The sequence below is a fragment of the Pseudomonas algeriensis genome (genome assembly GCF_048847255.1).
Taxonomy (GTDB): Bacteria; Pseudomonadota; Gammaproteobacteria; order Pseudomonadales; family Pseudomonadaceae; genus Aquipseudomonas.
Genome location: NZ_JBKKRK010000010.1, coordinates 181,039 through 199,230 on the forward strand (window position 1 = coordinate 181,039; position 18,192 = coordinate 199,230).

Sequence of the window (18,192 nt, forward strand, 5' to 3'; positions counted from 1 at the left end):
TCCCGAGGTGGCAGCGTCGCCCGGGAATTTTTGACGTTCATGAGGAATGCCCATGCTGCCTTACCCGCAGATCGATCCGGTGGCCCTGGCCATCGGTCCGCTGAAAATCCACTGGTACGGCCTGATGTACCTGATCGGTATCGGTGGCGCCTGGCTGCTGGCGTCGCGGCGGCTCAACCGCTTCGACCCGACCTGGAACAAGGAAAAGCTCTCCGACCTGGTGTTCTGGTTGTCCATGGGGGTGATCGTCGGCGGACGCCTGGGCTACGTCCTGTTCTACGACCTGAGCGCCTATCTTGCCAACCCGACGTTGATATTCGAAGTCTGGAAGGGCGGCATGTCATTCCACGGTGGGTTCATCGGCGTGATGCTGGCGGCGCTGTGGTTTGGCAAGCGCAACAACAAATCGTTTTTCGAGCTGATGGACTTCGTCGCGCCGATGGTACCGATCGGTCTGGGGGCCGGGCGCATCGGCAACTTCATCAATGCCGAGCTGTGGGGCAAGCCGACCGACGTACCGTGGGCGATGATCTTCCCACCGTTCAGTGACCCGTCGCAGTTGCCGCGCCACCCGTCGCAGCTCTATCAATTCGCCCTCGAAGGCGTGGCACTCTTCCTGATTCTCTGGCTGTTTTCGCGCAAGCCGCGACCGACCATGGCGGTGTCGGGCATGTTCGCGCTGTTCTATGGCATCTTTCGCTTCATCGTCGAGTTCGTCCGCGTCCCGGACGCCCAGCTCGGCTATCTGGCGTGGAACTGGCTGACCATGGGCCAGGTGCTGTGCCTGCCGATGATCATTGGCGGTCTGGCGCTGATCTGGCTGGCCTATCGTCGCGCGCCGGCTGCAGTGGCCAAGGTTTAAAAATTCGAACCCCGGGGCACGGCCTCGGGTTCAAGGACACAGGTAATCCATGAAGCAATATCTCGATCTGGTGGCCCACGTCATCAAGAACGGCACCAAGCAAGCCAACCGCACCGGCGTGAACACCATCAGCTTCCCTGGCGCCATGCTGCGCTATGACCTGAAGGAAGGCTTTCCCGCCATCACCACCCGCAAGATGGCCTTCAAGTCGGCCATCGGCGAGATGTGCGGTTTCCTCCGTGGCGTGAATAACGCCGCCGAGTTCCGCGCCCTGGGCTGCAAGGTCTGGGACCAGAACGCCAACGAAAATGCCCAATGGCTGGCCAACCCATTCCGCCAGGGCGAAGACGACCTGGGCGAGATCTACGGCGTGCAATGGCGCAAATGGCCGGCGTACAAACAGATCCCCCTGAGCAACCCGGCGGCCATCGAGCAGACGCTCGTCCAGGGTTACCGCCAGATCGCCGAGGGCGAAGAAAACGGCCAAGCCTACGTGGTGCTGTACAAAGCCATCGACCAGGTTCGCCAGTGCGTCGACACCATCATCAAGGACCCGGGCAGCCGGCGCATCCTGTTCCACGGCTGGAACTGCGCCCAGCTCGATGAAATGGCATTGCCGCCGTGCCATTTGCTCTACCAGTTCCACCCGAATGTCGAGACGAAGGAAATCTCCCTGACCCTCTACATCCGCTCCAACGACCTGGGCCTGGGCACGCCATTCAACCTCACCGAGGGCGCCGCGCTGCTGAGCCTGATCGGTCGCCTGACCGGCTACACGCCGCGCTGGTTCACCTATTTCATCGGCGATGCTCACGTCTACGAAAACCACCTGGACATGCTCAACGAACAGCTCACCCGCGAGCCGTTCCCGATGCCCAAGCTGGTGATTTCCGAGCGTGTACCGGAATTTGCCAAGACCGGCGTGTACCAGCCGGAGTGGCTGGAACAGGTGGAGCCTAGCGATTTTTCCCTGGAAGGCTACCAGCACCATGCGCCGATGACCGCGCCGATGGCGGTCTAAAAAACAGCACCCTTCCCTGTGGGAGCGAGCCTGCTCGCGATAGCGTCCTCACATTCATTACTTATGTGACTGATCCACCGCTATCGCGAGCAGGCTCGCTCCCACATTGGTTTTCCTTGCCGCTCAATGCCCATGGCTCCTGCCTACATGGGAATGTTCCACATCCGGCGCCACCGCCCCGCTCACTTCCAGCCGCTGCAAAATCCCACATTGGTCCAGATCCGGCCCTTCGCCACAGCGATGGCGCAGGTCGATCAGTTGTGCCTGCAACGCCATCAGGCCATCGATGCGGGCCTTGACGTGATGGATGTGCTCGTCGATCAGTGCATTGACGCTTTCGCACTGGTCCTGGGGGCTGTCGCGCAGGGCCAGGAGGCTGCGGATTTCTTCCAGGGTCATGTCCAAGGTGCGGCAGTTGCGGATGAACGTCAGCCGCTCGGCATGGGCCTGGGTGTAGACGCGGTAATTGCCGTCGCTGCGGGCCGGCTCCGGCAACAGGCCCTCACGTTCGTAGTAGCGGATGGTTTCCACCTGGCAGTCGGTGATTTTCGCCAGTTCTCCGATTTTCATGATGCAGCCTCCGAAATAGGTGCTTGACCCTATAGTGGCTACAGGGTCTTTACTGCGCAACAGGTACTTTTCATGGACGTCCCCGATGAGCGATTCCCTTCACCTTCATAACCCCGACCACGGCCACGGCCACGGGCATTCCTGCTGTGCTGCTAAAGCAGCACCGTCGGTGATCAACCTCGGCAAAACACCGACGGACGGTGCGCGGCTGAGCAGCTTTCGCATTCAAGCCATGGATTGCCCCACCGAGCAAACGCTGATCCAGAACAAACTCGGCAAGCTCGAAGGTGTGCAACAGCTGGAATTCAACCTGATCAACCGGGTATTGGGCGTGACCCACGACTTGCCCAACGACACCCCGATCATCAAAGCGATCGAGTCCCTCGGAATGCAAGCCGAGGCGTTGGCCGACGGCCAGGAGAACCCCACCCACACCCCACCCGCCCCAGCCAAGCCTTGGTGGCCGTTGGCACTGTCCGGCGTGACGGCATTGGCTGCCGAGGTGATTCATTTCACCAATGCCGCGCCGAACTGGGTGGTGGCGCTGGTTGCATTGGTCTCGATTCTCAGCGGCGGCCTCGGCACCTACAAGAAGGGCTGGATTGCCCTGAAAAACCTCAACCTGAACATCAATGCCTTGATGAGCATCGCCGTGACCGGCGCCGTCTTGATCGGCCAATGGCCGGAAGCGGCGATGGTGATGTTCCTGTTTACCGTGGCCGAGCTGATCGAGGCGAAATCCCTCGACCGGGCGCGCAACGCCATCAGCGGCCTGATGCAAATGGCGCCGGAGCAAGCCACGGTGCAACAGGCCGACGGCACATGGCAGGTAGAGGACGTAAAAACCATCGCCCTCGGCGCAAGGGTGCGGGTTCGTCCTGGCGAGCGGGTTGGGCTGGACGGTGACGTGGTCGCTGGACGCTCGACCATCGATCAGGCACCCATTACCGGTGAAAGCCTGCCGGTGGAAAAAACCGTGGGCGACAAAGTGTTCGCCGGCACGATCAATCAGGCCGGCGAACTGGAATACACCGTGACCGCCGGTGCCGACCAGTCCACCCTGGCGCGGATCATTCACGCCGTGGAGCAAGCCCAGGGTTCCCGGGCGCCGACCCAGCGTTTCGTTGATCAATTCTCGAAAATCTACACCCCGGCGGTGTTTGCCCTGGCCCTGGCCATGGCGGTCATCCCTCCGCTGTTCATGGACGCGAGCTGGTTCGACTGGATCTACCGCGCACTGGTCCTGCTGGTGGTGGCCTGTCCTTGTGCGCTGGTGATTTCCACCCCGGTGACCATCGTCAGCGGCCTGGCGGCTGCGGCGCGCAAAGGCATATTGGTCAAGGGCGGCGTTTACCTTGAGGGTGGCCACAAACTCGATTATCTGGCTTTGGACAAGACCGGCACGATTACCCATGGCAAACCGGTACAGACCGATTACGTACTGCTGGACCCGACTCTGGAGACGGCGGTCCCGGCCCTGGCCGCCAGCCTCGCGGCGCGCTCAGACCATCCGGTATCCCAGGCGATTGCCGAGGCGGCTGTGGATAAAAAACAGCCGCAGCAGACTGTGGATAACTTTGCGGCGCTCCCTGGGCGCGGCGTCCGTGGCGACATCGGTGGCCAGACGTATCACCTGGGCAATCATCGCCTGGTGGAAGACCTTGGCCTCTGCTCCCCTGAGCTTGAAGAGAAGCTCTTCGCCCTGGAAAAACAAGGCAAATCCGTGGTGCTGCTGCTCGACAGCACAAAACCCTTGGCACTGTTTGCCGTCGCGGACACCGTCAAGGATTCCAGCCGCGAAGCCATCCGGCAACTGCATGACCTGGGTATCAAGACGGTGATGCTGACCGGCGACAATGCCCACACCGCCGAAGCGATCGCCAGGCAGGTGGGCATGGATCAGGCCCGTGGCGACCTGCTGCCAGAGGACAAGCTACACGCCATCGAAAGTCTTTACGCCCAAGGCCACCGCGTCGGCATGGTCGGCGACGGCATCAACGACGCCCCGGCGCTTGCCCGCTCGGAAATCGGTTTCGCCATGGCGGCGGCCGGCACCGACACGGCCATCGAGACCGCCGACGTGGCCTTGATGGACGATGACCTGCGCAAGATTCCGGCATTCATCCGGCTGTCGCGGCAGACCTCAAGCATCCTCAAGCAGAACATCGCCCTGGCGCTGGTCATCAAGGCGATTTTCCTTGGGGTGACCTTTGCAGGGCTTGCGACCATGTGGATGGCGGTGTTTGCCGACATGGGGGTGAGTTTGCTGGTGGTATTCAATGGGTTGCGGTTGTTGCGCAAGTAAAAATTGCGCGCTGCCGAGACCAGACACCTAACCTGTGGCGAGGGGATTTATCCCCGCTGGGCTGCGAAGCAGCCCCAAAAGGCTGCAAACCCGGTGTATCAGGTTGAATGAGGTTGTTTTCTTTGGGGCTGCGGTGCAGCCCAGCGGGGATAAATCCCCTCGCCACATCTGACAGTACTCGGCCGCCTCAATCGCGCTTCGGCTCACGGATCTTGTACCAGGCCACGTACAACGCCGGCAGGAACAGCAGCGTCAGCAGCGTGGCGACGATGATGCCGCCGATCATCGCGTAGGCCATCGGCCCCCAGAACACTTCCCGGGCAATCGGGATCATCCCCAGGCTCGCCGCGGCAGCTGTCAGCAGGATCGGCCGGCGCCGATGCTCGGTGGCTTCCACCACGGCGTCCCACGGCTCGTAGCCGTCACGCTCATACTCATCGATCTGGGTCACCAGGATCACCGAGTTACGGATGATGATGCCGATCAACGCGAGGATGCCGAGGATCGCCACGAAGCCCATGGGCGTGCCCGTCGGAACCAGCGCCAGCACCACGCCAATCAGGCCCAACGGCGCGACGCTCGCCACCAGAAACAGCTTCTGCACGCTGTGCAGCTGGATCATGAGGAACGTCGCCATCAAGAACAGCATCAGCGGCACAACGCTGGCGATTGGCCCTTGGGCCTTGCTGCTTTCTTCCACCGTACCGCCGGTGGCGATCTTGTAGCCCACTGGCAATTTGGCGGCGAATTTGTCGATGTCCGGTTGCAGTTGCCGCACCAGATCCGTGGGCTGGATTTCATCGCGCACGGCGGCCTTGATGGTGATGGTGGGCTTGCGGTCGCGACGCCACACCAGCGGCTGCTCCAGCTCGTAACGCACCGTGGCGAAGGCCAGCAATGGAATCGACGTGCCGCTCGGGGTAACGATCTGCAGATTCTGCAGGGTTTCCGGCGAGCCGCGCTCGGCGTCTTCGGCGCGCCCTACCACGTCGATCAGGTAGATATCGTCGTTGACCTGGGTCACCGGCGAGCCGCTGACGATGCTGTTCATCAGCCGGGCGACATCGTCTGAAGACAAGCCCAGTTGCCGCGCCTTGTCTTGGGCGATGTCGATGCGCAGCACTTTGCCTGGCTCGTTCCAGTCGTAGATGATTTCGCCGATGTGGGAGTTCTTGTCCAGCTCGGTGGCCAGCTCGATGGCGTGCTTGCGCACCTGGTCGATGTCCTTGCCGCTGACGCGATACTGGATCGGACGGCCCACCGGCGGGCCCATTTCCAGGGCCTGCACGTAGCTGCCAATGCCGACGAAATCCTCCCGCAAGCGCTTTTGCAGACGTTCGGTCAGGGCCGCGCGCGACTCCAGGCCCTTGCTGACGATAACCAGTTGCGCGTAGTACGGATTTTGAAGCTGTTGGTCCAGCGGCAGATAGAAACGAATCGCGCCTTCGCCGATGTAAGTACTCCAGCGCGCGATGTCCGGGTCATCCTTGAGGGTCGCTTCCAGGCGATCGACCGCCCTGCGCGTCTCGTCCATCGAGGCGTTCTGCGGCAGGTTGAGGTCCACCAGGATCTCTGGGCGGTCCGAGGACGGGAAGAACTGGTTCTGCACGAAGCGCATGCAGAACACCGCCAACGCAAACAGCAACACCGTGATGCCAATGGCCCACCAGCGATTGCGCATCGCCCACAACAGGCCACCGTTGAAGGCCCGACCAATGCGCCCCGGCTCGGCGCTGTGGGGTTTGATGTTGGTGCTCAGGATGTGCACGCCGATCACCGGCGCAAACAGCACCGCGACGATCCATGACACCAGCATCGCCACGGCAATCACGGCGAACAGGGTGAAGGTGTATTCGCCCGCCGAACTGGCGTTCAGGCCGATGGGCACGAAACCGGCCACGGTGACCAGGGTCCCGGTGAGCATGGGGAAGGCGGTCGAGGTATAGGCAAAGGTGGCGGCCTGGTCCTTGGTTTCGCCTTTCTCCAAGCGGGTGACCATCATCTCCACGGTGATCATTGCATCGTCCACCAGCAGGCCCAGGGCGATGATCAGCGCGCCGAGGGAGATCCGCTGCATGGTGATGCCGCTGTATTCCATGAAGACAAAAACCATCGCCAACACCAGCGGGATCGAGCAGGCCACCACCAGCCCCGCCCGGATGCCGAGGCTGATGAAACTGACGACGAGCACGATGATCACCGCCTCGAACAACGCGCTGGTGAAGCCGCCGACGGCCTCCTCCACCACTTCGGCCTGGTCCGACACCGTGTGCACGCCGACGCCCACCGGAAGGTCGGCGGTCAGTTCGTTCATGCGTACATGCAGGGCCTTGCCGAATTCCTGGATGTTGCCGCCCTTCTTCATGGCGATGGCCAAGCCAATGGCCGGCGTGCCGTTGAAGCGGAACATCGGTGTGGCGGGGTCGACGTAGCCACGGCGGATATCGGCGATGTCGGCCAGTCGATAAAAGCGATCGTTGAGTCGCAGGTTGACGTTGGCCAGGTCCTTTTCCGATTGGAACTGGCCCGAGGTGCGCACGGAAATCCGCTCTGGCCCGGCGTCGATCACACCGGCCGGGGTCACCGCGTTCTGCGATTGCAGGCTCTGCACCACTTGGCGCTGGTCGATTCCCAGCGCCGCGAGTTTGCGGGTGGAGAAATTCAGGTACAGCACTTCGTCCTGCTCGCCGACCATTTCCACCTTGCCCAGGCCAGGCACCTCGCGGATCTCGGCGCGTACTTGCTCCACGTAGTCGCGCAACTGACGCATCGACAAGCCGTCGCCGGTGAAGGCGTACACCGAGCCATAGACGTCACCGAACTCGTCATTGAATCCCGGCCCTTGGAGGCCTTCCGGGAAATCGCCGCGAATGTCGTTGATCTTCTTGCGGACCTGGTACCAGATCTCGGGAATCTCTTCGGCGCCAGTGGTATCGCGCAGATAGACGAACACCGTCGATTCCCCGGGCCGGGTGTAGCTCTTCACATAATCGAGGGAGTCGAGCTCTTCGAGTTTTTTCTCGATGCGGTCCGTGACCTGCTTGAGGGTTTCTTCCTGGGTCGCGCCAGGCCAGCGCGTCTGGATGACCATGGTCTTGATGGTGAACGAGGGGTCCTCTTCGCGGCCCAGATTCAGGTACGAAAACACGCCCATCAGCAACGCGACGAACATCAGGTACCACACGAACGACTGATGCCGCAGGGCCCATTCCGATAAGTTGAAAGGCCCTTTCATCGTGCGTCCTCGTCGAGTTTCACTTTTTGCCCCGGCTGGAGGCTGTTCACGCCAGCGCTGACCACGCGGTCGCCGGGCTTGATGCCGTTGGCCACCAACACCGAGCCGTCCGACCGTTCCAGCACCTGCACGTCCCGTGGCGAAACCGTCTGGTCCTGCGGGTTGATCAGCCAGATTCGCGACTTGCCATCAACCTCTTGCAAGGCGCTGAGAGGCAGTTCGATGCGTGGCTCGATGGCCGAGCTCAGGGTCACGCTGATCGCCGTGCCCAGGCGAAATCCCGGTGGAGTATCGGTCAGCGTCAGGCGCGCGCGACGGGTGCGGGTGGCGCTCTGGGCCTGGGGCTCGATCTCGCGCACGATGGCCGTGGTGCGGGTCGCCGGGTCCAGTTGCGCGGCGACTTCGAACACCACGTCCTCGGGCAGGCGCTCGGCCAGCCCGGCGGGCAGGTCGATCACCGCTTCCTTCACGTCGGGCCGGGCCAGGGTCACTACTTGCTGGCCGGCGGTCACCACTTGCCCCGCCTCGGCATTCCAGGCCGTGACGACAGCGTCATGGTCGGTATGCAGCTCGCTGTAGTTGAGCTGGTCGCGGGCTTGCTCCACCGAGGCCCGGGCCTGCTCCAGGGACGCCGCGGTGGTTTTCAGGTCCGTCTGGGCGATGTCCAGTTGCGCCTGGGCACCGACCCCTCGGTCGAATAATTGTTGCTGCCGGCGAGCGTTGGCCTGGGCATTGATGTACTGCGCCTGGATCCGCGCGAGATCGCCTTGGGCAGCGCGCAATTGGTTCTGCTGATCAGTGGGATCGAGGGTCGCGAGCAGGTCGCCCTTCTTCACCTCGGCGCCGACATCGACGTTGCGGCTGGCAATGCGGCCCGGCACCCGGAACCCCACGTTGGTCTCGTAACGCGCCTGGATATTCCCCGCGAAACGTCCCAGCGCCTGTTGGTCCAAAGCCCGGACTTCGATGGACAACACCGGTCGCACCGGCTCCGGCGGCGCCTCTTCCTTCGAACAGGCGGCCAGCAGCAGGCCGGCCAAGACCATCCATAAGCGCTTCATGGCTGGGCTCCTGTCGGGGCTTTGGCGTAATTGTTTTCGGCGACCTCAACGCGCACGCCAGGATGGAGCAGCTGCCCGCCGGCAATGATGACCTTCTCGCCGCCCTTGAGCCCGTCGCTGATGATGACCTTGCCGGTCAAGTAACGACCGACCGTGACCGTATGCAATTGCGCCTTGCCTTCGTCGTCCACCAGCCACACGGCGGGCTCGCTGAGGTTCTTGGTCAGTGCCGACCAGGGCAGTTCCACGGCCGTCTTTCCGGCGGACTTGGCCGTGGCGCTGACCACGGATCCCAGGCGCATGCCTTCAGGCAAGTCATGAAGCGTGACCTTGACCTGCACGGTGCCGGTCTCGGCGGACACCGCCGGGGTGATCTCACGCACCGTACCGGTGGTCTTGATAGCAGGGTTGTCCAGCAGACTGATGGTGATAGCCGGGTCCGACGGCGGTTCGCGCAGCAGAGATTCATAGATGTTGAACACTGCGTCACGTTCACCGTCCCTGGCCAGGCTGAAGATCGGCTCGGTGGCCTGGACCACCTGGCCGACTTCCGCCTGGCGTGCCGTGATGATGCCAGGCGCCTCGGCGATCAGCGCGGTGTAGCTCAGCTGTTCGCGAGCATTGGCCAGTTGTGCCTGGGCCGCCGTCAGCGCGCTCTGGCTACTGCGCAGTTGAGCCTGGGCCGCGTCGTATTCACTCTGGCTGGTATAGCCTTTGGGCAAGAGCTTTTGCTGGCGCACGAAGGCGGCGGCGCTCTGCTTGACCCGCGCCTGTTCGGCGGCCACCTGGGCTTGGGCGGAGTCGACGTTGGTCTGCAAGTCGCGAGGATCGAGCCGGGCCAGCACTTGCCGGGCCGAGACCCGGTCACCGACGTCAACCTTGCGCTCGATGATCTTGCCGCTCACGCGAAACGAGAGGTCGGCCTGAACGCGGGCCTGGACATCGCCGGTCAGCGTTACGGAGGCCGCGTATTCGCTGGGCGTGGCTTGCTGTATGAACACCCGTGGCAAGGCTTTTTCCTCGGGTTTCTTATCACCGCACCCCGTCAACAACGCACACACGCCCAAGCCAACAATCAATTTGATTCCGGGACCAGTCATGCAGACTCCTTTGCGTTGTACCGACGTACCAGTGACGATACGACTCTGAGCTTAGAACAGGGTTCACCGAATGCACGGCAATCGGGCAGACTTGATTGCGACCACGCAAAGGAAATATGCATGCTCAAGACATTGGCGGTGGCCAACTACCGATCCATCAATAAATTGGTCATCCCGTTGGGTCGGTTGAACTTGATCACCGGCCCTAACGGCAGCGGCAAATCCAATCTGTACAGGGCCTTGCGACTGTTGGCGGAGACGGCACAGGGCGGAGTGGTAAATGCCTTGGCCCGTGAAGGCGGGCTGGATTCGACCTTCTGGGCCGGCCCCGAAGAAATCAGCCGGCGCATGCGCAACGGCGAAGTGCCAGTGCAGGCGGTCGTGCGTCAGGGCACCAAGCGCCTGCGCCTGGGATTCGCCAGTGAAGACTTCAGCTATTCGATCGCGCTCGGCCTGCCGGCGCCCAGTCGATCGGCGTTTTCATTGGACCCGGAAATCAAGCGCGAGTGCATCTGGGCCGGCCCCGTGTTCCGACCGGCCAGCCTGCTGGTGGACCGCAACGGGCCGATGGTCCGTGCCCGCGAAGGCCGGTCGTGGGATGTCCTGTCCCAGCACACCCCGACCTTCGATAGCCTGTTCGACCAGGTCGGCAGCCTGCGTGCTTCGCCGGAAGTGCTGCAAATGCGTGAATTCATCCGCCGCTGGCGTTTCTATGATCACTTTCGCAGCGACGCCGACGCCCCGGTGCGCCAACCGCAACTGGGCACACGCACCCCGGTGTTGCATCACGATGGGCGCGATTTGGCCGCAGCCCTCCAGACCATTCTTGAAATCGGTGACGTCGACGCGTTGCATGGGGCCATCGGCGATGCGTTCCCCGGTGCCCATCTGCACATCGACAAGCTGCAAGGCGGACGTTTCGCCATCGCGTTCCAGCAACACGGCCTGCTACGGCCGCTGACCGCCGCCGAACTGTCGGACGGGACCCTTCGCTACCTGCTGCTCGTGGCCGCGCTGCTCACACCGCGACCGCCCTCGCTGATGGTGCTCAACGAACCGGAAACCAGCCTGCACCCCGACCTGTTGCCGGCCCTGGCGCGCTTGATCATCCGCGCTTCGGCCAGTTGCCAGGTCTGGGTCGTATCCCACGCCTCGCGCCTGATTGCCGCGCTGGAGCAGGACGAGCACTGCAATTGCATCGTGCTGGAAAAGGACTTTGGGCAGACCGGGATTGCCGGGCAGCGCGCGCTGGATGAGCCGGCGTGGCATTGGCCGGACTAGTCGGCGCCAGATAGACCGCCTTCGCGAGCAGGCTCGCTCCCACAGTAAACCTTCAGTGAACACAGAACTGTGAGCATATGAAAATCCATTGTGGGAGCGAGCTTGCTCGCGATGGCTATCGGAAGGTCACCTCAACAATCAGAGAATCACCCCTGCCACTTACCCCCCTCGACAATCACGCTCTCAGGCTTGGTGTCATCGCTCAGTTCCTTGCGCACATATTGGTCGTACAGCTTGAGCAGGTATTTCTCTTCCCCCAGCTTCGCCAACTCGGCATTGACCCAATCACGCAGCTCAACATTGCCCTTCTTCACCGCCGGTGCGATCGGTGCTTCGGCGCCCAGTGTCTGCTCGAGCACCCGATAGCCGGGGTTCTGCTTGGCCCAACTGAACAGCACCAGATTGTCCTGGGCATAGGCATCGCCACGGCCGTTGGCCAATGCTTGCAAGGACTCGGAATTTTTCTCGAACTTGAGCAGTTTCCAATCCGGGTGATTCTTGGTCAGCCAGATATCCGCCGTCGTACCGGTCGTGACAATGGTGGTGCGGGTCGCCAGGTCATCAAGGCTTTTCACCGTGCTGGCCTGCGGCACCAGCGCCTGTACCGCGACCTTCAGATTCGGGTTGGTGAACTCCACCGCTTCCTTGCGCTCCGGGGTCACGGTCATGTTCGCCAGGATCAGGTCGACCTTGTCACTTTGCAGGAACGGAATCCGGCTCGCCGGCTCGACCGCCACAAACTCGACCTTGTTTTCATCGCCAAGCAGGTCCTTGGCAAATCGACGACCGATGTCGGTATCGAAGCCGACATACCGCCCCGCCTCGTCGACAAAACCAAACGGCGGCTTGTCCGTAAAGACGCCGACGATCAGCTTGTCCCGCGCCTTGATTTTTTCCAGGTAGCCGGCTGGCGCGCTGCTCTGGCTGGCGGTGTTCGGCTTCGGCGGTTCTTCGGTTTTATTGCAGCCGGCCAGCAGCGCAACAGCGAGCAATGGCAATAGCAGCAGAGAAGACTTGGCAGTTTTCATGACAGTTCCAGTTCCTTTGTTTGAGTCGTGTTGGGTAGTGCGGCGACGTAGGAGAACTTCTCCAGGAACTGCTGCGCTCGTGCGGTTTGCGGGTTCGTAAAGAAAATCTCGGGAGGGTTTTGTTCAAGGATGCGCCCGGCATCCATGAACACAATGCGGTCAGCCACGGCACGGGCGAACGCCATTTCGTGGGTGACGATCAGTAGGGTCATGCCTTCGCGAGCCAGGCCCTGGATGACGTCCAGCACCTCCTTGACCATTTCCGGATCGAGGGCGGCGGTGACTTCATCGAACAACATGACCTTGGGGTTCATGCACAGCGAACGCACGATGGCGATGCGTTGCTGCTGGCCGCCAGAGAGCTGGCGCGGGAAGGCATCGCGCTTGTCCAGCAGGCCCACCCGCGCCAGCAGGGCTTCGGCCTGGGCGCGCGCTTCGCGGCGGTCGCGTTTTTGCACCTTGACCGGGCCGAGCAGCACGTTGTCGAGCACGCTCATGTGCGGGAACAAGTGGTAGCTCTGGAACACCATGCCGATCTGTTGCCGCACTTCGCGCCAATCGGTGCCTTTGTCCAGCAGCTCGCGTCCGGCAAATGCCAGGCTGCCACCGTGGGCCACTTCCAGGCCGTTAAGGCAACGCAGCAAGGTACTTTTGCCGCAACCGCTGGGGCCGAGGATGACAATCACTTCGCCAGTCTTCACGTGCAGGTCGATGCCGTCGAGCACCTGCTGTTCGCCGAAAAACTTGTTGAAACCCTTGAACTCGATCAATGCGCTCATGCTTGCGTCCAGCGCCGCTCCAACACGCGCGAGGCGGCCGAGAGCGGGTAGCAGATGAAAAAGAAAAACAGGAACAGCGCGCCGTAAATCAGCACGGATTCGTAGGTACGCTCGATGATCTGCTGGCCGACCTTGATCACGTCCACCACGCCGATCAGCACGGCCAGGGAGCTGGTCTTGATGATGCGGGTGTAGACGTTGATGGTCGGCGGCGTCATGCGCCTGAGCGCTTGTGGCAGCAGCACATGGCCGTAGAGTTGCGGCCCGTTCAGCCCAATCGACAAGCCCGCCTCCCGTTGGCCCCGCGGCAGCGAATGCAAGGCGCCGCGCACCACTTCGCCGACCTCACTGGCGCCCCACAACGACAACACCAGGACGGCACACCAGAAGCTTGGAATGCTCAGGCCGAAAAAAATCGGCAGACCGAAAAACAGCAGGTACAACCAGACCAGCACCGGAATCGCCCGAAACAGCTCCAGATAGACCCGCAGGACGGCGTCCAGCCACTTCACGCCCAATGTCCGCAACACGCCATAAAGCACGCCGCCAACAGTGCTGAAGGCGATTCCCAGAAAGGAAATCGACAAGGTTTGGACGGCGCCCTCGCCCAGTTGCGGCAACGACACCCACAGCAACTCAAGACCCGAACTGGCCATGCTGGAGCCTCCTTTCCAGACGGCTGAGCAACAGCGACAGCGGCAAAAACAGCAGCACGCAGATCAGCGTCAGCACGGCGAGCATTTCGTAGGTCTTGTAGTAGAGCGCGATGTAGCTTTTGGTGGTGTAGAGAATCTCCGGCACCGCCACGGCCGAGACCACGGTGGTCTCCTTCAGCAGGAAAATGAAATTGGCGAACAGTGACGGCAGGCTGAGGATTCCGGCCTGCGGCAGGATCACGTAGCGCAGCAATTGCCCGTGGGACAGCCCGATGGAGCGACCGGACTCCAGTTGCGCCTGGGGCACAGCATCCACGCCGGCCCGCAGCACTTCCGTGAGGTAGGCGCCGCCCAGGAAGGTCATGGTGATGATCGCCGCCGCAAACCCCGAGATCTTGATGCCCAGCACCGGCAAGGCGAAATAGACGAAGAACAGCTGGATAAGCAGCGGTGTGTTGCGGGCCAGTTCCACATACAACCCCACCAGGCGTTGCAGATAAGGCGTGCGCAGCACCAGGATCGTCGCGTTGACCAGCGCCACCAGCAGCGACGTTACGATGGCGATAAGACCGACCTGCAGCGTCACGCCCACAGCCTTGAGAAACGCCGGGAGGGTGCTGAGGATAAAAGCGTAATCGAAGTTCATTGAAGATCCTGGACGCCACTGGGTAAGCGGCGGTGATGCGGTCCATGGGCAGCGGATGACTGCTCGCAGGCACTGACTTTATAGGTATAAGAAGTAGAATTTAAATACCGTTAAAGCATATTAATATCACACAAAAAACTATCTTCGGATTTGCCGGAAAGGACAAAGACGACTATTTTCCTTGCGCCGCAGGGAGGATCCTTTCGACATCCCCTCACCATTACAAGGAAGAAAAAAATGGCTGACGTGAAAGTGCCACAGCGACTGGAACCGCAGGAAATAGTCAAATTATTGGTGGCGTTGCGCCGGGCGTTGAAGACCAGAATGGCCTGATTTTCGCCTTTGATCTTGTGGCGAGGGAGCTTGCTCCCGCTGGCCTGCGTAGCAGGCCCCCAGCCGTCCTTCATGCAGATCGCATTAGCGGGTTTTGCGACTGCTGCGCAGCCGAGCGGGAGCAAGCTCCCTCGCCACAGGTAATCCTGTCCCTGACCCAAGCAATCTTTCGAGCATAAAAAACGCCGACGCTGTATCAGCCGTCGACGTTTGAAACCGTAACAGGGTTTACCGCGCGAATCAGAACGCCGGCAGTACCGCGCCGCTGTACTTCTTCTCGATGAACGCCTTCACTTCCGGGCTGGTCAGGGCCTTGGCCAGTTTCTGGATGGCGTCGCTGTCCTTGTTGTCCGGACGGGCGACCAGGAAGTTAACGTAAGGCGAATCCGAACCTTCGATCACCAAAGCGTCCTTGGCCGGGTTCAGGCCTGCTTCCAAGGCGTAGTTGGTGTTGATCATGTCCAGGTCAACCTGATCCAGCACGCGCGGCAACATGGCCGATTCCAATTCCTTGAACTTGAAGTTCTTCGGGTTCTCGGCGATGTCTTTCGGCGTCGCCAAGGCGTTTTTCGGATCCTTGAGTTTGATCAGGCCAGCCTTCTGCAGCAGGATCAGGGCCCGGCCGCTGTTGCTGCCTTCGTTAGGGATGGCGATGGTTGCGCCGTCCTTCAGCTCAGCCAGGCTCTTGACCTTTTTCGAGTAGCCGCCAAACGGTTCGACGTGCACGCCGATTACGGTTACCAGATCAGTGCCTTTGCCTTCGTTGAAGCTCTTGAGGTACGGCAGGGTCTGGAAGTAGTTGGCGTCCAGGCGCTTTTGGTCAACCTGTACGTTGGGTTGAACGTAGTCGGTAAAAACCTTGATCTCCAGGTCCACGCCTTCTTTGGCGAGGGCTGGCTTGATCAGCTCAAGGATTTCGGCGTGGGGTACCGGGGTGGCTGCGACGACCAGCTTCTCTGCGGCCTGGACCAGGCCCGAGGTGAGGGCTGCCGCCAATGCGGTGAACAATAGAACCTTTTTCATGCGGTGTCCTTATCGAAAATCACAGGCGTCATGGACGACGGCCAGAAGTAAAGTGCCAGCGAAGTGCTATCGCTGGCGTGATGCGCAAGATACCGATAATTTTTATGCCTTAACAATATCTTTTATTCAAGTTCATATTCATTTTACTCATATACGAAAACCGTAGATTTTGGTTGCGAGGGAGCGGGCACCTTCGCCGCCGTTGAACGGGTCCGGTCTAGAGCGTTTGGCTCAATTGAACGAGCAACGCTTTAAGGGCCAGGCGTTCGGTTTCCGAGCCCTGGGCGATAACCTGCGCCACCTGGCCGTCGATCAGTCCCAGGGCCGATGGCCGGGAGGGCAGATTCAAATGCTCCGGCAAAATCTCGTTTCCCGTGCTCACCAGCAATGCGAAGTGAATGACGTTTTCCAACTCGCGTGTATTGCCCGGCCAGCTGTGCCGTTCGAGGGCATGCTGCGCCGCTTCGCTGATCAGCGGCACCGTCAAACCAAGCCGCTGGCTGTAGATGCCCAAGAAGTATTCGGACAGGGACAGGATGTCGCCCACTCTTTCGCGCAAGGCCGGCAGCTCAAGCTGACCCTCGCAAAGGTAGTGGTAGAGCCGATCATGGAATTTTCCAGCCGACACCGCTTGCGCCAGATCGATACTGGTGGCCGCGACCAGACGTACGTCCACCGGACTGGGCTGGTGCGCACCAACGCGAGTGACTTCATGGTTCTCCAGGGCCGCCAGCAATTTGATCTGGATCGGCAACGGCAAGTCGCCAATCTCGTCCAGGTAAAGCGTGCCGCCGTTGGCCGAGCCGAACCACCCCGCCCGGCTGCTGGCTGAACCGCTATGGCTGCCAGCGGCGTAGCCAAACAACTCGGCATCGGCGTAAGTAGGGCTGATGGCGCCGCAATTGACTGAGACGAACAACCCGCCCCGATTGCTTTCGCGGTGGATGTGCCTGGCCAACAGCTCCTTGCCGGTGCCGGTTTCGCCGCGGATCAACACCGAGACCGAGCGCGGTGCCAATCGCTCCAGCTCCTGGCGTAACTGCCGCGAACGTGGGTCGACGAAAACCAGCGCCTTGGCGCGGATGCTCAGAGGGCTTTTTTCAGAGTCGGGAAAGGTCAGCAATGGCTGGCCAAAGGTTTCGTGCAAGGTCATGGCAGGCTCCCGCCCAAACCGCCGGGAGACGGAGGGCACTAAAATTCAGGCACGACGCAGGGCGTGATGCTCCATGCGCGTTTGCAGGCGGTAGAGATAAGCGAAACCCTGCTCCCAACGCTGATGTCCGGATTTCACATTGATATGCCCGGCCCCCGCCAGAATCCCGGCCTCGGCTCCCCAGTTGCGTGCAAGCTCCAGCGCACGCGGGGCACTGACTGCCGCGTCGTTGTCGGAACTGACCACTTGGCTGGGGAATGGCAGCAGGTTCGTCGGGATCGGCGCGAAATTGCGCAACGCCGGGGCGCAGGCCGGCCGCTCCACATCCGCCGGTGCCACGAGCAACGCGGCGCGCACCTGTCGTAACAGCTGCACCGGAGCTGTAGCAGCCCAATGGGCAACCGTGATGCAACCCAGGCTGTGCGCGATGAGAATCACCGGCGTGCTGTCAGCGGCGATGGCTTCTGCCAGCGCGGCGACCCAATCTTCTCGGCGTGGCGTCAACCAGTCAGCCTGTTCGACCCGGGTGCTATTGGGCAGGCTGGCCTGCCAGTGGGTTTGCCAATGATTGTCTGGCGATCCTTGCCAGCCCGGCACAATCAGGTAGCGAATCGATTCGTTGCGCATGGGGCTCTCCTGCGTATCTGTTTGCGAACGAGTATAAGGAGGAGAGCTGCATTGCTTAAGGAATAAGAAGCTATTTATTAAGGCTTAAATAGCATAACTGATCAGCCCATGGGGAAGCGCGCTTGCTCGCGATCTGTTGTGTCTGGCATCGGCACTGATTGATAGGCCGCTAGCACAAGTATTGCAGCATAAGCCTCAACCACTTCGGCCCTTGCGCAGCAGCACGTCGAGCTGATCCACCACCACCGCCCAATCGGCATCTTCGAGAATTTCATCACGCAGCAATTGCCGCTGGCTCTCGTTCCAGAAGAAAGCGTCGGCCAGATGCAATTCGGGCTTGAGCGGCGAGTGGCTGGCGATGAATTGATCAATGCTGACGGCGTCGTCGGGCAGGCCGAGTTGTTTGAAAAGCGCGGGAAGGTTATGGATCGGGGTTTCCATGCGAAACTCCTGAGCATGAAAGGATCGGCTGGGGGACTCTCGCAGTCTAGTCCTTTGAAGCGAACGCTGGA

The 18,192-nt window shown here is 61.2% G+C and carries 16 protein-coding genes; 4 read left to right on the forward strand and 12 right to left on the reverse strand.

Annotated elements, in window-relative coordinates:
- The first annotated feature begins 52 nt into the window (after positions 1 to 52).
- Together lgt and ACLK1G_RS17015 are read left to right on the forward strand one after the other, a co-directional pair.
- Positions 53 to 862, forward strand: a complete 810-nt coding sequence (gene lgt / locus ACLK1G_RS17010) for a prolipoprotein diacylglyceryl transferase (RefSeq protein ID WP_420766468.1) — start codon at positions 53 to 55, stop codon at positions 860 to 862.
- 49 nt (positions 863 to 911) lie between these two features.
- On the forward strand, positions 912 to 1,883 hold the full coding sequence (locus ACLK1G_RS17015; protein ID WP_420766469.1) for a thymidylate synthase: 972 nt from the start codon (positions 912 to 914) through the stop codon (positions 1,881 to 1,883).
- A 123-nt stretch (positions 1,884 to 2,006) separates the two neighbouring features.
- Here the strand turns inward: ACLK1G_RS17015 and cadR are convergent, their stop codons facing one another.
- Complete coding sequence (gene cadR, locus ACLK1G_RS17020; RefSeq protein ID WP_420766470.1) at positions 2,007 to 2,453, reverse strand: Cd(II)/Pb(II)-responsive transcriptional regulator; 447 nt, start codon at positions 2,451 to 2,453, stop codon at positions 2,007 to 2,009.
- A gap of 85 nt (positions 2,454 to 2,538) precedes the next feature.
- Here cadR and ACLK1G_RS17025 point away from each other — a divergent pair, with 85 nt between their 5' ends.
- Positions 2,539 to 4,758 (forward strand): heavy metal translocating P-type ATPase, encoded by a 2,220-nt coding sequence (locus ACLK1G_RS17025; protein ID WP_420766471.1) that lies wholly within the window; start codon positions 2,539 to 2,541, stop codon positions 4,756 to 4,758.
- Between the two features lie 187 nt (positions 4,759 to 4,945).
- Here the strand turns inward: ACLK1G_RS17025 and ACLK1G_RS17030 are convergent, their stop codons facing one another.
- The 3 genes from ACLK1G_RS17030 to ACLK1G_RS17040 are packed head-to-tail and all read right to left on the reverse strand — an operon-like array spanning position 4,946 to position 10,154.
- Entirely contained in the window at positions 4,946 to 7,993 is a 3,048-nt protein-coding gene (locus ACLK1G_RS17030; protein ID WP_420766472.1) for an efflux RND transporter permease subunit, read from the reverse strand.
- Positions 7,990 to 9,054, reverse strand: a complete 1,065-nt coding sequence (locus tag ACLK1G_RS17035; protein WP_420766473.1) for an efflux RND transporter periplasmic adaptor subunit — start codon at positions 9,052 to 9,054, stop codon at positions 7,990 to 7,992. Before ACLK1G_RS17035 ends, ACLK1G_RS17030 begins: the two co-directional genes overlap by 4 nt.
- The gene (locus tag ACLK1G_RS17040; protein WP_420766474.1) at positions 9,051 to 10,154 is read right to left on the reverse strand and encodes an efflux RND transporter periplasmic adaptor subunit; all 1,104 of its coding nucleotides are present in this window, start codon (positions 10,152 to 10,154) and stop codon (positions 9,051 to 9,053) included. The genes ACLK1G_RS17035 and ACLK1G_RS17040 overlap by 4 nt, the downstream gene beginning before the upstream one ends.
- A 120-nt stretch (positions 10,155 to 10,274) precedes the next feature.
- Between ACLK1G_RS17040 and ACLK1G_RS17045 the strand changes: the two genes are divergently transcribed.
- Positions 10,275 to 11,435 carry an AAA family ATPase gene (locus tag ACLK1G_RS17045; protein ID WP_420766475.1) on the forward strand — a complete coding sequence of 387 codons (1,161 nt, stop codon included), beginning with the start codon at positions 10,275 to 10,277 and terminating at the stop codon, positions 11,433 to 11,435.
- 146 nt (positions 11,436 to 11,581) lie between these two features.
- Here ACLK1G_RS17045 and ACLK1G_RS17050 read toward each other — a convergent pair whose 3' ends face one another.
- From ACLK1G_RS17050 to ACLK1G_RS17085, 8 genes are all read right to left on the reverse strand, one after another.
- On the reverse strand, positions 11,582 to 12,463 hold the full coding sequence (locus ACLK1G_RS17050; RefSeq protein WP_420766476.1) for a transporter substrate-binding domain-containing protein: 882 nt from the start codon (positions 12,461 to 12,463) through the stop codon (positions 11,582 to 11,584).
- Positions 12,460 to 13,242 (reverse strand): amino acid ABC transporter ATP-binding protein, encoded by a 783-nt coding sequence (locus ACLK1G_RS17055; protein WP_420766477.1) that lies wholly within the window; start codon positions 13,240 to 13,242, stop codon positions 12,460 to 12,462. The genes ACLK1G_RS17050 and ACLK1G_RS17055 overlap by 4 nt, the downstream gene beginning before the upstream one ends.
- Positions 13,239 to 13,898, reverse strand: coding sequence for an amino acid ABC transporter permease (locus ACLK1G_RS17060; RefSeq protein WP_420766478.1), 660 nt, complete (start codon positions 13,896 to 13,898; stop codon positions 13,239 to 13,241). The genes ACLK1G_RS17055 and ACLK1G_RS17060 overlap by 4 nt, the downstream gene beginning before the upstream one ends.
- On the reverse strand, positions 13,879 to 14,544 hold the full coding sequence (locus ACLK1G_RS17065; RefSeq protein ID WP_420766479.1) for an amino acid ABC transporter permease: 666 nt from the start codon (positions 14,542 to 14,544) through the stop codon (positions 13,879 to 13,881). The genes ACLK1G_RS17060 and ACLK1G_RS17065 overlap by 20 nt, the downstream gene beginning before the upstream one ends.
- A 573-nt stretch (positions 14,545 to 15,117) precedes the next feature.
- Positions 15,118 to 15,900 (reverse strand): MetQ/NlpA family ABC transporter substrate-binding protein, encoded by a 783-nt coding sequence (locus ACLK1G_RS17070; RefSeq protein WP_420766480.1) that lies wholly within the window; start codon positions 15,898 to 15,900, stop codon positions 15,118 to 15,120.
- 217 nt (positions 15,901 to 16,117) lie between these two features.
- Positions 16,118 to 17,053, reverse strand: a complete 936-nt coding sequence (locus ACLK1G_RS17075; RefSeq protein ID WP_420766481.1) for a sigma 54-interacting transcriptional regulator — start codon at positions 17,051 to 17,053, stop codon at positions 16,118 to 16,120.
- Between the two features lie 45 nt (positions 17,054 to 17,098).
- Entirely contained in the window at positions 17,099 to 17,680 is a 582-nt protein-coding gene (locus ACLK1G_RS17080) for an alpha/beta hydrolase (protein ID WP_420766482.1), read from the reverse strand.
- Positions 17,681 to 17,875: 195 nt separating this feature from the next.
- Positions 17,876 to 18,121 (reverse strand): DUF2789 domain-containing protein, encoded by a 246-nt coding sequence (locus ACLK1G_RS17085; protein WP_420766483.1) that lies wholly within the window; start codon positions 18,119 to 18,121, stop codon positions 17,876 to 17,878.
- Positions 18,122 to 18,192 lie beyond the last annotated feature (71 nt).

Bases quoted from the DNA above. Each gene is read 5' to 3' on its own strand.
- ACLK1G_RS17030 (WP_420766472.1), bottom strand. From the start codon at position 7,993: ATGAAAGGGCCTTTCAACTTATCGGAATGGGCCCTGCGGCATCAGTCG.
- lgt (WP_420766468.1), top strand. From the start codon at position 53: ATGCTGCCTTACCCGCAGATCGATCCGGTGGCCCTGGCCATCGGTCCG.
- ACLK1G_RS17040 (WP_420766474.1), bottom strand. From the start codon at position 10,154: ATGACTGGTCCCGGAATCAAATTGATTGTTGGCTTGGGCGTGTGTGCG.
- ACLK1G_RS17055 (WP_420766477.1), bottom strand. From the start codon at position 13,242: ATGAGCGCATTGATCGAGTTCAAGGGTTTCAACAAGTTTTTCGGCGAA.
- ACLK1G_RS17035 (WP_420766473.1), bottom strand. From the start codon at position 9,054: ATGAAGCGCTTATGGATGGTCTTGGCCGGCCTGCTGCTGGCCGCCTGT.
- ACLK1G_RS17075 (WP_420766481.1), bottom strand. From the start codon at position 17,053: ATGACCTTGCACGAAACCTTTGGCCAGCCATTGCTGACCTTTCCCGAC.
- ACLK1G_RS17045 (WP_420766475.1), top strand. From the start codon at position 10,275: ATGCTCAAGACATTGGCGGTGGCCAACTACCGATCCATCAATAAATTG.
- ACLK1G_RS17065 (WP_420766479.1), bottom strand. From the start codon at position 14,544: ATGAACTTCGATTACGCTTTTATCCTCAGCACCCTCCCGGCGTTTCTC.
- ACLK1G_RS17085 (WP_420766483.1), bottom strand. From the start codon at position 18,121: ATGGAAACCCCGATCCATAACCTTCCCGCGCTTTTCAAACAACTCGGC.
- ACLK1G_RS17015 (WP_420766469.1), top strand. From the start codon at position 912: ATGAAGCAATATCTCGATCTGGTGGCCCACGTCATCAAGAACGGCACC.
- ACLK1G_RS17070 (WP_420766480.1), bottom strand. From the start codon at position 15,900: ATGAAAAAGGTTCTATTGTTCACCGCATTGGCGGCAGCCCTCACCTCG.
- ACLK1G_RS17060 (WP_420766478.1), bottom strand. From the start codon at position 13,898: ATGGCCAGTTCGGGTCTTGAGTTGCTGTGGGTGTCGTTGCCGCAACTG.
- cadR (WP_420766470.1), bottom strand. From the start codon at position 2,453: ATGAAAATCGGAGAACTGGCGAAAATCACCGACTGCCAGGTGGAAACC.
- ACLK1G_RS17025 (WP_420766471.1), top strand. From the start codon at position 2,539: ATGAGCGATTCCCTTCACCTTCATAACCCCGACCACGGCCACGGCCAC.
- ACLK1G_RS17050 (WP_420766476.1), bottom strand. From the start codon at position 12,463: ATGAAAACTGCCAAGTCTTCTCTGCTGCTATTGCCATTGCTCGCTGTT.
- ACLK1G_RS17080 (WP_420766482.1), bottom strand. From the start codon at position 17,680: ATGCGCAACGAATCGATTCGCTACCTGATTGTGCCGGGCTGGCAAGGA.